This window comes from Carnobacterium mobile DSM 4848, assembly GCF_000744825.1.
Lineage (GTDB): Bacteria > Bacillota > Bacilli > Lactobacillales > Carnobacteriaceae > Carnobacterium_A > Carnobacterium_A mobile.
Genome location: NZ_JQMR01000001.1, coordinates 1,470,361 through 1,486,862, shown reverse-complemented (window position 1 = coordinate 1,486,862; position 16,502 = coordinate 1,470,361). Strand labels below are relative to the sequence as shown.

Below are 16,502 nucleotides of genomic sequence, written 5' to 3'. Positions count from 1 at the left end.
GATCAAGTAGCCTATCTTTGGAGATAAATGAGGAAGTAATTTAAATGACAATGTTTAAGTATAGGAGTGAGAAGATGAGTGAATTAGCGATGTGGCTGCTGATGGTAGGAGTAGTGTTGCTTTTAATGTCAAAAATCAGTCAATTAAAAGAGGATATGGCTCGTATGAACACCACATTAAATGCTATTGCTAAACAAGTTAATGTGCCTGATCCGATAAATGATGAACTAAAAAATAGCATTTTAGAACTCATTTCAAAAGGGGAAAAAATTAAAGCGATTAAAGAATATCGAACTGCTACTGGAGCAGGACTAGTTGAGGCTAAGCAATATATTGACTCTTTAAGTGAATAAATTATAGGGATAAAAAGGGAGGAATTAGCTATGGATTTTGGACCAGCTGAAGGATTAACTGAACAATATAATGAACAGCTTTTCTCAATTGACAAAAAAATTTGCGAGTTGTTAAATCAACGAAAAAAAATTTCAAAAAATAATTCAATTTTACCGTCTGAAAAGGTGATTTCTAGTTTGGCTGATGAATATAGATTTCAAGAAGAATATTTACAAGTGCTTTTTGCAACAATGGAAATAGAGAATAAGTTTGAGCCAACTGTTGTGCCTGTTGAATTTAGAAAATATTTACCCATACTTAAATCTATTGAACATGAAGGAATGATGTATACAGTATCTTTTATTCGGCAATATGCTAATGCTAGTATGGTGTATTTGTATTTAGATTGGGATGAACCGAATAAAGATACTTTTGATAATAGCCGTAGTCCTGATTTTTTTGACTTATCTATTGATGATACATACGTTTGTCATTCAGATGGAGGAGGTGGGATACCTGGGCATATGAGTTATAGTTACGTCGTTTCACCTGCTTTGCCGGATGATATTACTGGAATTGAATTGCTTTTCAAAGAGTCTGGAGGGTCCTTTACAGAGATTCCAACAGGAAAAGGTTTTGAATTTTCAATTGAATTAGGATGAAAAAACAACCCGTCACTCTATAGAGAATGGCGGGTTATTTGTGAGGATTAAAGGTCGTTTAAATAATCTAAAGCATAATTGACATGTAATTCAGTAGCAATAGCTAAGCCGCGCTCATCAATATCAAAGTTTTCGTGATGATGGCCGTACCACGTATCCGGATCTTCAGGATTTTTCGTGCCGACACGTGCATAAACTCCTTCAGCAACGGCTAAGAAGTCCGCAAAGTCATCTGCTCCTAAGCTTTTTTCGTTGTCTCTGATGACATTTTCTTCGCCGACCATTTCAGCGCCAATGCGAGCGGCACGATTTGTGGCCGTGGGATGATTGATCAGCGGAGCAGCTGCATCATAATTTTTAAATTCAATCGTTGTGCGATGCGCTTTTGCAACGTCACGTGCAATACGTTCAACAGCTTCTAATACAAACTGGCGTGTTTCATGGCTAAATGTCCGAACTGTACCTTCCAGTGTGGCTTCATTCGCAATGATATTGTAGCGTGTTCCAGCTTTTAAAACGCCGACAGCTACCACGACATTGTCTAACGGACTGACTTCACGCCCGACAATACTTTGCAGTTCGACGGTGATTGCTGCAGCGGTCAATAAAGCGTCACGTCCCAAATCAGGACGTGCAGCATGTCCGCTTTCGCCGTGGACGGTGATCGAAAAGATATCACAAGAAGCATTGGTTGGACCAACCGTTGCTACGACTTTTCCGGTTTCGACGGATGAATCTAAATGAAGACCAAAAACTTGATCGACTCCTTCAACAAATCCGCCTGCTACAAATTGGCGTGCACCGGCTCCGATTTCTTCGGCTTGTTGAAAAGCCAGTTTGATCGTTCCGTAAAAATCTGCTTCATGTTGTTTCAAGATTTTGGCTGCTCCTAATAAAGCGGAGGCATGACCATCATGCCCACAAGCATGGTGCAATCCTTGATTTTTAGATTTATAGGGTTTGTCTTTGGCGTCTTCTAATTCTAATGCATCGATATCGGCTCGCAGTAAAAGAGTTTTTCCAGGTCCTTTACCGCCAACGATTGTTCCGATAGCACCGGTTTCGCCGACTGCTTCATAAGGAATGGCCAATATATCTAGTTCTTCTTTAATGCGTTTGATGGTTTCATATTCTTTTAAACTCGGTTCAGGGTGTTGGTGGAAGTAGCGGCGTAAAGCAATGACGTCTTCGGCTCCTTGTTGGACTTCTTCTTTAATGGTTGAACTGGTCAATGTAGTGGTCATGAAAATCATCCTTTCAAATTTTATATTTTTTATGAAGCAGGGAGAAAAGAGCACGTTATTTCCAAACTGGAATAGATGAACCTTTAGAAGTGTCTTCGATCACTTTTTTCGTACCGTCTGATTGATAAGCAGCGACTATCTTTTGATAGATCTCGTTGTCTTTATCTTCTTCGCGAGCGGCAATCACATTGAAATAAGGATCCGATTCTTCCGTTACAGGCTCAAGAAATATTGCATCTTCAGTAGGAATAAAACCAGCATCAACGGCCATGCCGCTATTGATCACAGAAGCTGCTACGTCCTCAAGAGCTCGTGCTGTCTGGGAAGAATCAAGTGCTTCAAACTTTAAATTCAAAGGGTTAGAAGTAATGTCTTCAATTACTGGGATTTGACCTTTAGTTGGATCAACTTCAATCAAACCAGCTGTTTGTAAGAGTAATAAAGCCCGACCTTCGTTAGAAACATCATTTGGAATGGCAATAGTATCATTCGCTTTGATTTCACTGACATCTTTTAATTTAGAAGAATAAATTCCTAAAGGTGCAATCACGGTATTTGCGATAACTGTTAGAGTTTCGTTACGGTCGTCATTAAAAGCATCTAAAAAGATTTTAGTCTGAAAAGAATTCAGGTCTAGTTCGCCTTCTGCTAATGCAGTGTTGGGTGTTGCATAGTCTGAAAACTTAATGATTTCCAGGTCAATATTATCAGCTGCCAGTTGTTCCTTCACATATTCCCAAGGTTCGTTGACTTCCCCGACAACGCCTAATTTAACGGTTGTTTTTTCTGATCCATCAGCTTTTTGATTTCCACAAGCTGTTGTAAAAAGTATCCCTGCTAGTAATAATGAACCGAACAAGACTTTTTTAATATTTTTCATGTGTTGTTTCTCCTTTTTTGTTCTATTTTTTTGGTTGAATGCGATTTCCTAAATTTCTTTCGAGTCAGTGCGGGCTTGTCCCGCTTTTCTTGTTAATGGGATGTTTTTTTGACTAATTGGTTTCCAATAAATTGGCTGATAAAGACGATGACTAAAATAATTAAAGTCGCCACTAAAGTGACGTCATTTTGATAGCGATTATAGCCGCGAGCAATCGCTAAATTGCCTAAACCTCCTCCGCCAATAGCACCAGCCATAGTCGTTAGTCCGATCACATTGATAATGGTTAGAGCAGAAACCCGGATAATTGAGGTCAGTCCTTCTTTCAAATAGACACGAAAGATGATTTCTAATGGGCTGGATCCCATCGACTGGGCCGCTTCGATAACTCCCGGATCAACTTCTAAAAGGGCAACTTGGATTTGTCGAGCGTAAAAAGGAACGGTCCCAATCACCAACGGAACAAGTGCGGCGGTCGTGCCAATCGAAGTATGAACTAATAAGCGCGTCAAGGGAACGACTAATGCCAGTAAAATAATAAAAGGCAGTGAACGGAAAGTATTGACAATATTATCTAAAAATCGATAAATGAACGTATTTTTTAAAATGCCGTTTTCATCCGTTACCACTAAAACAACACCTAGCGAGATACCTAAGATACCAGCAATCAAAGCAGTCACACCGGCCATATACAGGGTTTCAAGGGTACTTTCAATAATTTCGTTTTTTAATACTAATACATTTTTAAAATAGGTTGAAAAAAAAGTAGTCATGATTTAGTCCTCCTTTTAAATAGCTGCTGCTTCTTTTTTGAATTGAATAATTTTTTGTTGGTGATTGATAATAGCAACTCTGACATTCTGTGATTTCAAATAATGAATGGCCTTTTCTTGCTGAGCAGATTCTCCTGAAAAAACAACGACCAAGTTTCCGACAGGGGTATCTTGTAAAAACTCAACATTTCCAAAAATAATATTAGTCGCAACGCCGAAACGAAGCGATAAAGCTGCAATCAGCGGTTCACTCGTACTGTCTCCGACATAAGAAATATTCGCCAATTGGTCATTTGCTTGTAAGTTTAAGAGAGTAGGGTGTTTAAGTACGTTTTCTAATGCTTGATCAAGATGAGTAGCCGTACTGATAAATTCTTTCGTCAGCTGTTCTTTAGGATCGGTGAAAATAGAAACGATATCGTTGGATTCAATCACATGCCCATTTTCCATCACGGCAACTCGATGACAAATTTCTTTCACGACTTGCATTTCATGAGTGATGATGACGATCGTCAAACCTAAACGCTGATTCAGTTCTTTCAATAATTCTAAAATGGAAAGTGTAGTCTTTGGATCAAGTGCGCTGGTAGCTTCATCACAAAGCAGCACTTCTGGATCATTCGCCAATGAGCGAGCAATGGCGACCCGTTGTTTTTGACCACCAGAAAGCTGGGAAGGATAAGCCTGACTTTTATCGGACAAACCGACTAAAGCCAATAATTCTGCCACACGCTTCGCCATTTCAGTTTTTGACAGTCCCGACTTCCTCAAAGGATAAGCAACATTTTCTGCAATGGTTCGTGAAGCCATCAAGTTAAAGTGTTGAAAAATCATTCCAATTTTCTTTCGGGCTTTCCTTAATTCTTTCGGCTTTAATTGCAATAAATCTTGATCTCCTACGATGACAGAACCAGCAGTTGGCCGCTGCAATAAGTTGATTGTCCGGACGAGTGTGCTTTTTCCTGCACCACTGTATCCAACGATCCCAAAAACTTCTCCTTTCTGAATGGATAAAGAAACATCTTGTACTGCAGAAATCGTTTGCTCTTTGCTTTCAAATGTGACACTGACTTGTTGTAATGAAATCATGTTATGTCCTCCTTTAGTTGATATAAAAATAAAAAACGCTCGTCCTTAATCCAGTTGTACCAGATTAAAGGACGAACGTTTGACCATTCGTGTTACCACCTTTGTTTAGATTAGCTTCGCAACTAATCCCTCGTAAAGTACGGGAATAAAAGTATTCCGATACTCGGGCACTGTAATGGGTGCCGCCCATGATAGCCTAATATCTCTAAAGATACTTGGTATGCCGCTCAGAGGCCATTTTCTTTCTGTGCATTGCAAACCTGTTTTCAGCTGCCAGGCTCTCTGTTGTTACGCTGCATAGAATTACTTTTCTCGTCATTGCGTTTGGTTCTATTTAGTTGAAATAAAAAAAGTCCTTAAAAAGAAGCCGGTTATCGGTTCTTTTTAAGGACGAAAGCTATTAGCTGCTTCGTGTTACCACCTTAGTTCGTAAAACCATCACTGATTTTACCTCATTCAGTCTAAAAAAGATTCTTGCATCTTTTTGTAGCTGAGGCACTGTAACGGGTGCTCCCGACATAAGCTTAAAAATGATTTTTTCATTTAGTCGCCTATGCCACTCCAAGACCATCTTCGGTTCGACTTCCTTACCCTTTTTCAGCATCGTGCAGGGTTCTCTAAAAAGTGTTGTCGGAACGTACTCTTCTTTTCGTAGTGTTTGTTTCGTTATCTTGCTTTTAAATATACAGAGCTAAAATGAGAATGTCAACACTAAAATGATAATTCGATGAAATTAAAATGAGGGAAAGGAAAAAGGAAGTTGTATTGGCAGGAAAAAGAAAAGCATGCTATAGTGGGTGATGGCGATAAAACAGACTATTTAATCGTCAAATAAATCAGAGTAGGAAATGAAGCGTTAAGTGCTGCAGGGATGGGATGTTGCCCTCAGACGAAAAATTGTTTCGGCAATTTGCGGTTTTGTTTCTGCATTCGCTGCATAGTTTTTATGTGGGGAGCTCTTAAGAGGAGATCTTCAAAATGAACAAAAAAAAGTTTGATGCCAGAAGTATTTCAATTATCGGCTTGTTGATGGCACTCGACATTATATTAACGCGCTTCGTCGCTATTGAAACGCCAATCGTTCGAATCGGGTTTGGCTTTCTGCCTGTTGCGATCATCGCCATGCTGTATGGTCCTTGGATTGCTGGAGTTGCTGCAGCACTAGCGGACTTTATGGGAATCATGCTGTTTCCAAAAGTAGCCCTCTATTTCCCTGGCTTTACATTATCGGCTTTTTTAGGAGGCGTTATTTATGGGCTGGTTTTATATAAGAAGCCTAAAACCCTTGGTCGTGTAGTACTTGCGATCTTATTAGTAACGGTTTTTGTTAACTTAGGATTGAATACATTGTGGTTGACCATCTTGTTAGATAAAGCCATTTATGTTATTTTCCCGGCACGATTTATCCAAAACTTGGTATTGGCGCCTGTCGATATTGCTTTGTTGTATTTCGTGTTGCAAAATAAAACCTTGCGAAAAGCAACTAGAATCGAATAATGAACAATTGATGGATACGTGAATAGTAAGGCCAAAAAGCTGGAGGTTTTTCTAACTTTTTGGCCTTATTTTAGGATAGAAGACAATCAATTTGCTGAATTAAATTGACACTTTTATTAAAAAAAGCTAAACTGATTAAAAAAAGATGAGAAAAAATAACAATCGGAGGGGCCCTTTATGATTACTCATACTTTTGGCGTGAAAAAAGAAAAAGAACACTATCAAATCCGCATTGGAGTATATGGTATTCTATCTGACCCTGAAAAAAAGAAAATATTAGTTGTTTCACCTCCTAACGGCTCTTATCTGTTACCAGGCGGAGAAAAGGAAAAACAAGAAACAAATGAAGAAACGCTGCAACGAGAATCAATGGAAGAACTAGGCTGTCGGATTGAAATAGGGCAGCATTTAGGTGATGCAGAAGATTATTTTTACTCTACTCACCGAAAGCAGTACTATCATAACCCCGCTTATTTTTATGTCATTGATGCATGGGAAAAAGTCAGTGAACCCTTGGAAGATTTTAATGAATTGACCTGGATGACAGTGCCTGAAGCGTTAAAAAAATTAAAACGAGGCAGCCATCGCTGGGCAGTTGAGCAATGGATGAAAATGGATAAAAAAAACTGATTGGGCATATTGCCCAATCAGTTTTTAGTTAGTTATCTTCTTTATATTCGACTGCAGTAACCGTTACATCGATGTTGCCTTTTGTTGCTTTCGAGTAAGGGCAAAAAGTATGAGCTTTATCAGCTAGTTCTTGAGTTTCTGTTAAGTCTTTGCCTTCGATACCAACTTCCATTTTAGCAGCTAATTTGAATCCATTATCTGTTGGGTCTGAAAGCAATTCAATGGTAGTCGTTACTTGTGTTTTACCACTGACGTTTTCTTCTTTCATTTTATGTTCCAGAGCTGAATTAAAACAAGCGCTATAGCCGAGTGCAAAAAGTTGTTCAGGGTTGCTTCCTTGTCCAGGACCACCCATTTTTTTAGGAGTTGAAACACGAACTGAGAAGGATTTATCTGGCAAATGACTTTCACCGTCACGTCCACCGGTGTTGATAGCGGTAGTTTGATACATAACCTTAGATTCTGACATTTAAGAAAAACTCCTTTCTGATATGATCGTACAACTCAAGTATATAGAAGAAAGTGAAAAACCCCAAGTAAAACGCTTTAAAAGCTAAGATAATAATTGACTTCATCTTGCTGCGCCAGTAAGCTAAAATAAAGGAGTAACACCAAAAAGAGGAGGAGAAATGATGCCGTTTGTTCATATCGAATTAGTTGCAGGACGTACACCGGAACAAAAAGCGAATTTGGTTAAAGAAGTAACCGAAGCTGTTGTGAAAAATACAGGAGCTCCGAGCGAAAAAGTTCATGTTATTCTCAACGAAATGCAGCCGGAAAATTATGCTCATAATGGAAAGCTGTTAGGCTAGTACAAAATAGCCAAACAAAAGGCCGTCTCAATAGTTTGAGGCGGCCTTTTGTTTACTTTTTTCTTTTTTTAATTAGAAAATACTAGTTCTTCAATTACGTGGGCGACCCCATCTGACTCATTAGATTTTGTGACATGGTCACTGACTTCTTTAATGCTGTCAATGGCATTATCCATGGCTACTCCCATACCTGCAAATTCAATCATATCGCGGTCATTTTCGTTGTCGCCAATCGCCATGACATTTTGTTGAGGAATGTTTAAGATTCCAGCAAGATCTTTTAAGGCTTGTCCTTTGCTGGCAGCTTTATTCAATACTTCTAAATAGAAAGGTTCACTTTTTAAAATCGTATATTTTTCATAAAACTCTGCTGGGAATTGAGCAATGCCGCGGTCTAAAATAGCGGGTTCATCAATCATCATCATTTTGCTGATGACGATCTCAGGGTCCATTTCTTCAACACTGCGGTATTTAACCGGCATATTGACCAATGAAGATTCTCTAATCGTATACGGGCTGATATCTTTATTAGCTGTATAAATTGCTTCTTTATCTAATGTTTGACAATGTACGCCTACTTTGCGGCTCATCGCTTCGATTTCTAAAAAGTCGTCAAAAGACATCGTGTGATGAGCGATAGCTGTGCCGTCATGGGCTTTTTGTACCAAAGCACCGTTATAAGTAATAACATAATCGCCTTCTTCTTCCAAATTCAGTTCTTTCAAATAGTCTTTCACACCAGGCAGCGGCCGTCCTGTACACAATACGATTTTAATGCCTTTTTCTTTTGCTTCAGCTAATGTAGCTTTTACTTTAGGGCTGATTGTTTTTGCGTTGGTCAATAGGGTGCCATCTAAATCAATGGCAATTAATTCGATACTCATTTTATATTATTCCTCCAATGGGGTAGTGGGTTGACGGATTGCATCATTTTTAATGTAGCGTTTGAACTCTTGGTAAATCGGTTCGAATAAATCAACTTCTTTTTCTGTTTTTGGTTTTAAAAATTCTTTTGGAAAATAAAACCGTTCGTCACCGCGAACTTTTCCGGTCAAGGAAGAAACGATTTCGCTGACCTGAGAAAGCTCAATAAAAGTGCCGTCTTGATACATCAGTTCAATTTGTGTGCGGTTAGTGATTTGATTAGGGCGGTAGAAATCATAAGGCAGATCATAACTGTTATTGATAGCTGTGTAGTAATCTGTATCATAACCGGCTTCTTGGATTAAATCCATCAATTTTTGTAAAGTGACTTGATCCTGCTGGCTGGAAAAATGAACCGACTTAAAGGGTTTGCGGTCCAGAAAGCGCGTAGCTAAATCACTTAAAACAGCATCTTGTTCGTCTCGCCAAAGCGTAAAGTAGGTACTTAAAACGCCGTCATCCAATTTTAAATAATCTTCTAAAGTAAAAGTTTGGTTAAAGAAAGGAATCAAGATACTTGCCGAGTGCTCTAAGTGGACTTCCGCGTCGGTATACAAGAGTTCAGCTCGTTTTAACAAATGATCTAAAATAACTTCCATACTGCGTGAAACAGGGTGGAAATAAACTTGCATGTACATTTGATAGCGACTGACAATATAATCTTCAACCGCATGCATACCTGAAATCTGAAAAGCAATGCCGTCTTTGTAAGGCCGAATAACTCGCAATATTCTTGTCAGATCAAATGTACCGTAATTGACACCGGTAAAGTAAGCATCGCGCAATAGATAATCCATCCGATCGGCATCGATTTGACTGGAAATCAATTGGACGACTTGCGGATTTGGATAGGTTTTTTGAATGACACTCGCTACTTTCTCAGGAAAATCAACTGCAATACTGGCTAAAATCTGATGAACTTCTGTTTGCGGAGACATAATGATCTCCACGGTGATGGCTTCATGATCTGTTTTAAAAATACGTTCGAAAGTATGGGAGTAAGGTCCATGTCCAATATCGTGCAATAAAGCAGCACACAAGACCACTAAGCGTTCTGAATCGTCCCAGCCCCCGTCTCCAGGAGTTTTTTCAGGGAAATTACGAGCGAAATTATCACAAATCCGCCGAGCGATTTCATAAACGCCTAATGAATGTGTAAAGCGGGTATGTTCAGCTCCGTGAAAAGTAAAAGAAGAAGTGCCTAATTGTTTGATCCGGCGTAAACGCTGAAACTCACGAGTGCCGATCAGATCTAAAATGACTTGGTGCTGGACATGGATATAATCATGGACTGGGTCACGAAAAACCTGTTCGATTGGTAATAATTGATCAGCATCTTCTTTAAATATCATGTAAGCAGCTCCTTTTCCGCATCGTCTTTTAGCATTTGCAGATTTCGGCGAATCATTTTTTCTTTGCTTTCTTCGTAAACGGTTAAAATGTCTGGTGTATAGGTGCCTGGAACGACCAGACAATGACGGTCTTGTAAGGTTTGAATGATTTTTTCTTGTACTTCAGCAACGGTAAAAGGAGCTCCAAGCAGTTCTTCTAACGTTGCCATCACAGTTGGATCGATGGATGGAAAATGCCATTTAACCGTTTCGCCTTGTAATCCCGCTGTATAAAATTCTTGCAGCATGCGAGCTCGTCGCTTCTGATCGCCATTGACACTTAGGTAAATCATAATAGCCACGCCGTTTTTTAACCGACGTTGCGCGATTCCGGCAAATTTCTTACCGTTGATACTCAAATCAAAATCGCCTGGACAGTAGGAGTCAGGAATTTCGTAAGCCTCAATCGTTTGATCGTATTCTTTGAAAACGTCTTGTATCAAGCGGAACATGTAATCGTAACCTTCATCAATACTGATACGATCGTCTGGTTCTTCAGGAAAAACAAGAGAAAAATTTAACACTCCAGCGTCTCCTACCACTGCTAATCCTCCCGAATTGCGAACGATGTAATCTTGTCCATAAGATTGAATAACCTTTATACTATTTGAGAAATAGGGGAGTTTAGTATCCATCATCCCTAGAATCACCAAATTTTGCGTCGGCCAAAAATGCAAAGCAGCGGGCTGTTGTTGCTTGCCGATATGAGTCATTAGGCTATCAGCTAAAGCAAAATGAGAAATGGTTTGGTTTTTAAAAGGCATCGTTGCTGCCTCGTATAATTCATAAGTTTGGTTAGTTAAAAAGTCTTTTTTAGCGATCGAAGACATAAATCTACTTCCTTTATTAAGAGTCGTATTCGTTCATATCCTTATTATAGCAAATTTACAGAAAACTTTCAGAAAGACTCTTGTAACGAGTTTGATTTGAGCGGAAAGAAATGATTTAGGACTATATCTGGTTTGAATTTACAGGTATATGGTCCTAAAAGTCCTGATACAGACCTTAAGTGTGAAGAAAAATAAAGGATACGGTGCCTAAACTCCTTTTATGTGCCATAAGTAGTCTGGATTTCTATTCATATGGTCCTTAACCGCCATTCGATTCGAACCTGGAACGTTCTTGTTTTTCTGGTCAGGAACAATTGACCAGCTTGCTTTAAAAGGGCTATACTAAGACACAATAAGAACGCTAAATAAGAATTGGAAGGAGAGCTGGGGAAAATGAAGCGAGGCTTGCCGAATCGTGCTGGTTTAGAACAGGAAGATTTCGAAAATATATACCGGACAATGTGGGAAATCCGCTATTTTGATGAACAAGTAGAAGAGTTGTTTGCAGCTGGAAAGATACATGGCACGACTCATTTATCCATCGGCCAAGAAGCGACTGCTGCCGGCAGCGGGTATTTATTGAAACCGACTGATTACATTACCACCACTCACCGAGGACACGGCAACACGATCGCTAAAGGAACCGATATGGCAGCTATGATGGGCGAGTTGTTTGGGAAAAAAGGCGGAACCAATCAAGGAAAAGGCGGCAGCATGCACATTGCAGACAATAAAAATGGGAATTTAGGGTCGAACGGAATTGTCGGCGGCGGCTATCCGATCGCTGTAGGGGCCGCTTTAACAGCTCATATGCAGAAAACTGATCATGTTGTAGTGTGTTATGCAGGAGACGGTTCGACCAATGAAGGAAGTTTTCATGAAGCACTAAACTTAGCGGCCATTTGGCAATTGCCGGTTATTTTTTTTATTGAAAACAACCAATATGGCATGAGCAGTGCGATTCACCAGATGACTGCTATTTCTCACTTGTCCAAACGGGCGGAAAGCTATGGATTTGAAGGGAAAACAATTGACGGCAATAATTGGCTTGAAGTTATAGACGCTACTCATGCGGCAATTGAAAAAGCTCGAAAAGGCGAAGGCCCGACATTGATAGAAGCGGTGACCTATCGTTTCAGGGGCCATTCAAAGTCAGACCAGCGTGAATACCGGACAAAAGAAGAAGAAACTGCCTGGTATGCAAAAGACCCGATTATAGTAGCAGAGCAGCAATTGTTAGCCGCAAATTTGGCAACCCAATCAGATTTGAATAAATGGAAACAAGAAAGCTTGCTGAAGGTACAACAAGCAATTCAAATTGCTGAGCAAATGGAAGATGCCTCACTGGCAGACTTGGAAACAAATGTATACGCCGATGAGGAGGAGTAAAATGCGGGAACTCACTTATTTAGCAGCTATCACCGAAGCGTTGGATGAAGCGTTGGATGAAGATGAACATGTTTTTTTAATGGGAGAAGATATTGCTTTATACGGCGGCGGATTTGGTGCAACTAAAGGCTTATTCAATAAGTATGGAGCGGAACGAATTCGCAATACACCTATTTCAGAAAGTGCGTTAGCAGGGGCAGCAGTAGGAGCAGCGATGACAGGGATGCGGCCGATCATTGAAATTCAATTTTCTGATTTTATTACGATCGCAATGGACCAACTAGTCAATCAAGCGGCCAAGATCCATTATATGTATGGCGGAAAAGTTTCTGTTCCTTTAGTCATGCGCACAGCAGCCGGATCAGGCACGGGACATGCTGCTCAACACTCACAAAGTCTGGAAAACTGGACTGCTCATATTCCAGGACTAAAAGTAGTCCAACCTTCCACGCCTTACGATGCAAAAGGATTATTGCATGCAGCGATTGAAGACAATAATCCGGTCATGTTTTACGAGCATAAATTAAGTTATCGGCTAATGGGAGATGTACCAGCAGAAAAATATGTTATTCCTTTAGGAGTAGCAGATGTGAAACGTTCAGGACAAGACATTACAGTGGTCGCAACCGGTATAATGGTGCAAAAAAGCCTAGCTGCGGCAGAACAGCTGGCAGCCGAGGGGATTTCTCTGGAAGTAGTCGACCCGCGGACACTTGTTCCGCTAGATACTAAAACGATTCTAGCCTCTGTTCAAAAGACAGGACGTTTATTGATTGTGCATGAAGCAGTGAAACGCAGCGGATTTGGCGGGGAAATTGCCAGCATCGTAGCAGAAAGTTCAGCTTTCTATGCATTGAAAAAACCGATTCACCGATTAGGCGGAAAAGCCATTCCCATGCCGTATCAAAAGGAATTAGAGCATCAGGCCATTCCTCAAGTAGAAGATATTTTGATTGCAGCTCATCAGTTGATGAAATAAGAAAGAGCGAAAACAGAAAACAGTTCAAACAAAAAAACTAAATCATTAATGAAAGGATTATTTTAAATGGAAATGGATTTAAGTAAAGGGATGCCGGCTAAAATTAAAATGAAAACGACTATTTCGCAAGGAGCTTCAGTTGAGAATTTTGCATTTGATGAGACAGGCAAAGTAGTGTATATGAATGGAGCTTATTACATACGCTATCAAGAGACGCATGATGCAGTTGAAATTCCGGTAACCGTTAAGTTAGATGCATCGGGAGTGGTGACGATTATTCGCAGAGGAGAAACAACTACACGTATGCGCTTTGGCGAAGGAGAACGGTATGAAACAAGTTACCATACACCGCAAGGGATGATTACGATGGAAACAGTCACTCGTCAATTACGAATCAGTTACCGGGACCAGCCTTTTTCAGGAGAATTACGAATGGAATACGATTTGTATTTCAATAAAGAAAAATTAGGAAATTACAAATTACAATTGCTTTTTACTGTTTAAATATAGTATGATAAAGAGTAGACTGTTGAAAGGACGTGGCTTTCGTGAAACTTGAAAGATTTGATGGACAAAATAAAAATGAATTATCAATGATAGAAGTCGCTCATGCCATTTTAGAAGAAAACGGTGAAATTTTAGATTTTGCTACTTTATTAAAAGAAATCAAAGAATTTTTAGGAATGAGTACAGAAACAGTAAATAACCAACTTTCTCAATTTTATACAGATTTAAACATTGATGGAAGTTTTATTTCTCTTGGGGAAAACCGTTGGGGCTTGCGCTCATGGTATCCAATCGATTTTATCGATGAAGAAGTTACTCAAGGAAATGAAGATGAAGCTCCACGCCGCAAAAAACGTAAAAAAGTCAGTGCTTTTGTTTCAAGTGAAGATGAAATTGATTACAGCAATGATGACCCAGAAGATGACTATGTAGAAGACGAAGATGAAGAAGAAGAAGAAGAGCTTCTGGTAGACAGTGACGGCGTAGTCATTGAAGAAGAAGATAAAGAAGACATCGGAAAATACAAACAAGACCTTAGTGAAATTGGCGCCGATGACGAAGATACTGAAGATGAATTGCCAGATGGTGTAGAAGGCGAATTGAATGTAGTCGATGAGTACGATGAACCAGATGACGATGATGACGACTTTAATTTAAGCACGCACTAGTAAATGAATTGCCTTCATTTCGAACTGCTTTTTTAGAGTCAGCAAAGAAATGAAAAATAAAGATAAAACTCTTGACGAGGGTAACTTAAGACTGTATTATCTTTGTTGGGCTCCCTTAAAGGATTTTTAAGGGACAAGGACTAAAAGTAATTTATTGGCTCCCTATTCTTAACGGAATAGGGAGCCTTGTTTTTTTTGTTTGACTACCCAAATTAAGCCAAAAGGAGTTCGATAAAATGACGAAGTATATTTTTGTAACAGGTGGAGTGGTCTCTTCAATTGGTAAAGGTATTGCAGCAGCTTCTTTGGGACGATTATTAAAAAACCGCGGATTGAAGGTCACCATTCAAAAATTCGATCCTTATATCAATGTGGATCCAGGAACAATGAGTCCATACCAACATGGGGAAGTATTTGTAACGGATGATGGCGCAGAGACTGACTTAGATTTAGGTCACTACGAACGCTTTATTGATATCAATTTAAATCAATATTCGAATGTAACGACTGGAAAAGTATATTCTGAAGTTATCCGCAAAGAACGGAAAGGTGAATACCTAGGAGCAACGGTTCAAGTCATTCCGCATATTACAAACGAAATCAAAGAAAAAATTATGCGTGCCGGACAAACCACAGATTCAGATATCGTGATTACTGAAGTCGGCGGTACCGTTGGAGATATTGAATCTTTGCCGTTTCTAGAAGCTTTGCGTCAAATGAAAAGAGAAGTAGGATCCGATAATGTAGTCTATATCCATACTACGCTTATCCCTTATTTAGGCGCTGCCGGAGAAATGAAAACAAAACCGACCCAACATAGCGTTAAAGAATTAAGAGGATTAGGAATCCAACCTAATATTTTAGTGGTGCGTACTGAACGCCCAATTTCACAAAGCATGAAAGACAAATTAGCTTCATTTTGTGATGTAGCACCTGAAGCAGTAATTGAATCATTAGATGTTGACACGTTGTATTCCATTCCGTTGAACTTGCAAAAACAAGGAATGGATCAAATCGTTTGTGATCATCTGAAAATCGATGCTCCACCTGCTGATATGACGGAATGGATCAAGTTAGAAGAAAAAGTGTTGAATTTATCTAAAAAAACTAAAATCGCCTTAGTTGGTAAATATGTCGAACTGCCAGATGCTTACTTGTCAGTGGTAGAGTCATTGAATCATGCAGGTTATGCAGAAGATTCAGAAATTGAAATAGCGTGGATCAATGCGGATGAAGTAACGTCAGAAAACGTTGTTGCAGTATTAAAAGATGCAGATGGTATTCTAGTCCCTGGCGGCTTTGGTGACCGTGGATTAGAAGGGAAAATTGCTGCTATTCAATATGCCCGTGAAAATAGGGTTCCTTTCTTTGGAATTTGTTTAGGCATGCAGTTAGCTTGTGTTGAGTTTGCTCGTAATGTAGCAGGACTTGAAGGCGCACATTCTGCCGAAACAGATCCAGAAACACCTTATAACATCATTGATTTGATGGTTGATCAAAAGGATGTAGTCGAAATGGGCGGAACATTACGCCTTGGATTATACCCATGTAAATTAAAACCAGGTTCTGTTGCAGCTGAAAACTATGACAATATGGAAGTCGTGCAAGAACGTCACCGTCATCGTTACGAATTCAACAATGAGTACCGTTCGTTATTAGAAGAAAAAGGGTTAGTATTCTCAGGTGTTTCACCAGATAACCGCTTGGTTGAAATCGTTGAATTGTCAGATCACCCATTTTATGTGGCTTGTCAATTCCATCCAGAATTTCTTTCACGGCCGAATCGCCCACAAAAACTATTCTCAGGTTTTGTGAAAGCTTCATTAAAAAATCAGCACTAATATTTGTTTTAATCTCATTGAGAATCGCGACAAATGGCTGAATAAGTATGGAA

Annotated in this window: 18 protein-coding genes, 1 riboswitch and 1 other annotated feature; of the genes, 10 read left to right on the top strand and 8 right to left on the bottom strand. The window is 39.5% G+C overall.

Annotated elements, in window-relative coordinates; genetic code table 11:
* Positions 1-74: 74 nt before the first annotated feature.
* Entirely contained in the window at positions 75-353 is a 279-nt protein-coding gene (locus BR87_RS07015) for a ribosomal protein L7/L12 (RefSeq protein ID WP_035030324.1), read from the top strand.
* A gap of 30 nt (positions 354-383) precedes the next feature.
* Entirely contained in the window at positions 384-995 is a 612-nt protein-coding gene (locus BR87_RS07010; protein ID WP_035030320.1) for a hypothetical protein, read from the top strand.
* A gap of 47 nt (positions 996-1,042) precedes the next feature.
* On the opposite strand, the gene BR87_RS07005 is transcribed toward BR87_RS07010, so the two are convergent.
* From BR87_RS07005 to BR87_RS06990, 4 genes are all read right to left on the bottom strand, one after another.
* Positions 1,043-2,239, bottom strand: a complete 1,197-nt coding sequence (locus tag BR87_RS07005) for an amidohydrolase (RefSeq protein WP_035030317.1) — start codon at positions 2,237-2,239, stop codon at positions 1,043-1,045.
* 55 nt (positions 2,240-2,294) lie between these two features.
* Positions 2,295-3,119 (bottom strand): MetQ/NlpA family ABC transporter substrate-binding protein, encoded by an 825-nt coding sequence (locus BR87_RS07000; RefSeq protein WP_084683581.1) that lies wholly within the window; start codon positions 3,117-3,119, stop codon positions 2,295-2,297.
* Between the two features lie 92 nt (positions 3,120-3,211).
* Positions 3,212-3,892, bottom strand: a complete 681-nt coding sequence (locus tag BR87_RS06995) for a methionine ABC transporter permease (protein WP_035030314.1) — start codon at positions 3,890-3,892, stop codon at positions 3,212-3,214.
* Between the two features lie 15 nt (positions 3,893-3,907).
* Complete coding sequence (locus BR87_RS06990; RefSeq protein WP_035030311.1) at positions 3,908-4,981, bottom strand: methionine ABC transporter ATP-binding protein; 1,074 nt, start codon at positions 4,979-4,981, stop codon at positions 3,908-3,910.
* Between the two features lie 383 nt (positions 4,982-5,364).
* Positions 5,365-5,643: a binding site (T-box leader), on the bottom strand.
* A 173-nt stretch (positions 5,644-5,816) separates the two neighbouring features.
* Positions 5,817-5,919, top strand: a riboswitch (THF riboswitch).
* 40 nt (positions 5,920-5,959) lie between these two features.
* Between BR87_RS06990 and BR87_RS06980 the strand changes: the two genes are divergently transcribed.
* Together BR87_RS06980 and BR87_RS06975 are read left to right on the top strand one after the other, a co-directional pair.
* The gene (locus tag BR87_RS06980) at positions 5,960-6,478 is read left to right on the top strand and encodes a folate family ECF transporter S component (RefSeq protein ID WP_035030305.1); all 519 of its coding nucleotides are present in this window, start codon (positions 5,960-5,962) and stop codon (positions 6,476-6,478) included.
* A gap of 177 nt (positions 6,479-6,655) precedes the next feature.
* Positions 6,656-7,108 (top strand): NUDIX hydrolase, encoded by a 453-nt coding sequence (locus tag BR87_RS06975; RefSeq protein ID WP_035030303.1) that lies wholly within the window; start codon positions 6,656-6,658, stop codon positions 7,106-7,108.
* A gap of 28 nt (positions 7,109-7,136) precedes the next feature.
* On the opposite strand, the gene BR87_RS06970 is transcribed toward BR87_RS06975, so the two are convergent.
* On the bottom strand, positions 7,137-7,577 hold the full coding sequence (locus BR87_RS06970; protein ID WP_035030300.1) for an organic hydroperoxide resistance protein: 441 nt from the start codon (positions 7,575-7,577) through the stop codon (positions 7,137-7,139).
* Positions 7,578-7,740: 163 nt separating this feature from the next.
* Here BR87_RS06970 and BR87_RS06965 point away from each other — a divergent pair, with 163 nt between their 5' ends.
* Positions 7,741-7,920 (top strand): 2-hydroxymuconate tautomerase, encoded by a 180-nt coding sequence (locus tag BR87_RS06965; protein WP_035030297.1) that lies wholly within the window; start codon positions 7,741-7,743, stop codon positions 7,918-7,920.
* Between the two features lie 68 nt (positions 7,921-7,988).
* On the opposite strand, the gene yidA is transcribed toward BR87_RS06965, so the two are convergent.
* The 3 genes from yidA to BR87_RS06950 are packed head-to-tail and all read right to left on the bottom strand — an operon-like array spanning position 7,989 to position 11,065.
* Entirely contained in the window at positions 7,989-8,804 is an 816-nt protein-coding gene (yidA, locus tag BR87_RS06960) for a sugar-phosphatase (RefSeq protein WP_035030294.1), read from the bottom strand.
* Positions 8,805-8,810: 6 nt separating this feature from the next.
* Entirely contained in the window at positions 8,811-10,196 is a 1,386-nt protein-coding gene (locus tag BR87_RS06955; RefSeq protein WP_035030291.1) for an HD domain-containing protein, read from the bottom strand.
* Complete coding sequence (locus BR87_RS06950; protein WP_035030288.1) at positions 10,193-11,065, bottom strand: lipoate--protein ligase family protein; 873 nt, start codon at positions 11,063-11,065, stop codon at positions 10,193-10,195. The genes BR87_RS06955 and BR87_RS06950 overlap by 4 nt, the downstream gene beginning before the upstream one ends.
* 393 nt (positions 11,066-11,458) lie before the next feature.
* On the opposite strand from BR87_RS06950, the gene BR87_RS06945 reads away from it, so the two are divergent.
* From BR87_RS06945 to BR87_RS06925, 5 genes are all read left to right on the top strand, one after another.
* Positions 11,459-12,454: a thiamine pyrophosphate-dependent dehydrogenase E1 component subunit alpha gene (locus tag BR87_RS06945; RefSeq protein ID WP_035030285.1), complete on the top strand. Its 996-nt coding sequence runs from the start codon at positions 11,459-11,461 to the stop codon at positions 12,452-12,454.
* 1 nt (position 12,455) lies between these two features.
* Positions 12,456-13,433 carry an alpha-ketoacid dehydrogenase subunit beta gene (locus tag BR87_RS06940; protein WP_035030282.1) on the top strand — a complete coding sequence of 326 codons (978 nt, stop codon included), beginning with the start codon at positions 12,456-12,458 and terminating at the stop codon, positions 13,431-13,433.
* 66 nt (positions 13,434-13,499) lie between these two features.
* Positions 13,500-13,937: a YwiB family protein gene (locus BR87_RS06935; RefSeq protein WP_226799738.1), complete on the top strand. Its 438-nt coding sequence runs from the start codon at positions 13,500-13,502 to the stop codon at positions 13,935-13,937.
* A gap of 44 nt (positions 13,938-13,981) precedes the next feature.
* On the top strand, positions 13,982-14,608 hold the full coding sequence (gene rpoE, locus BR87_RS06930; protein ID WP_035030279.1) for a DNA-directed RNA polymerase subunit delta: 627 nt from the start codon (positions 13,982-13,984) through the stop codon (positions 14,606-14,608).
* Positions 14,609-14,844: 236 nt separating this feature from the next.
* Positions 14,845-16,449, top strand: coding sequence for a CTP synthase (locus tag BR87_RS06925; protein WP_035030276.1), 1,605 nt, complete (start codon positions 14,845-14,847; stop codon positions 16,447-16,449).
* Positions 16,450-16,502 lie beyond the last annotated feature (53 nt).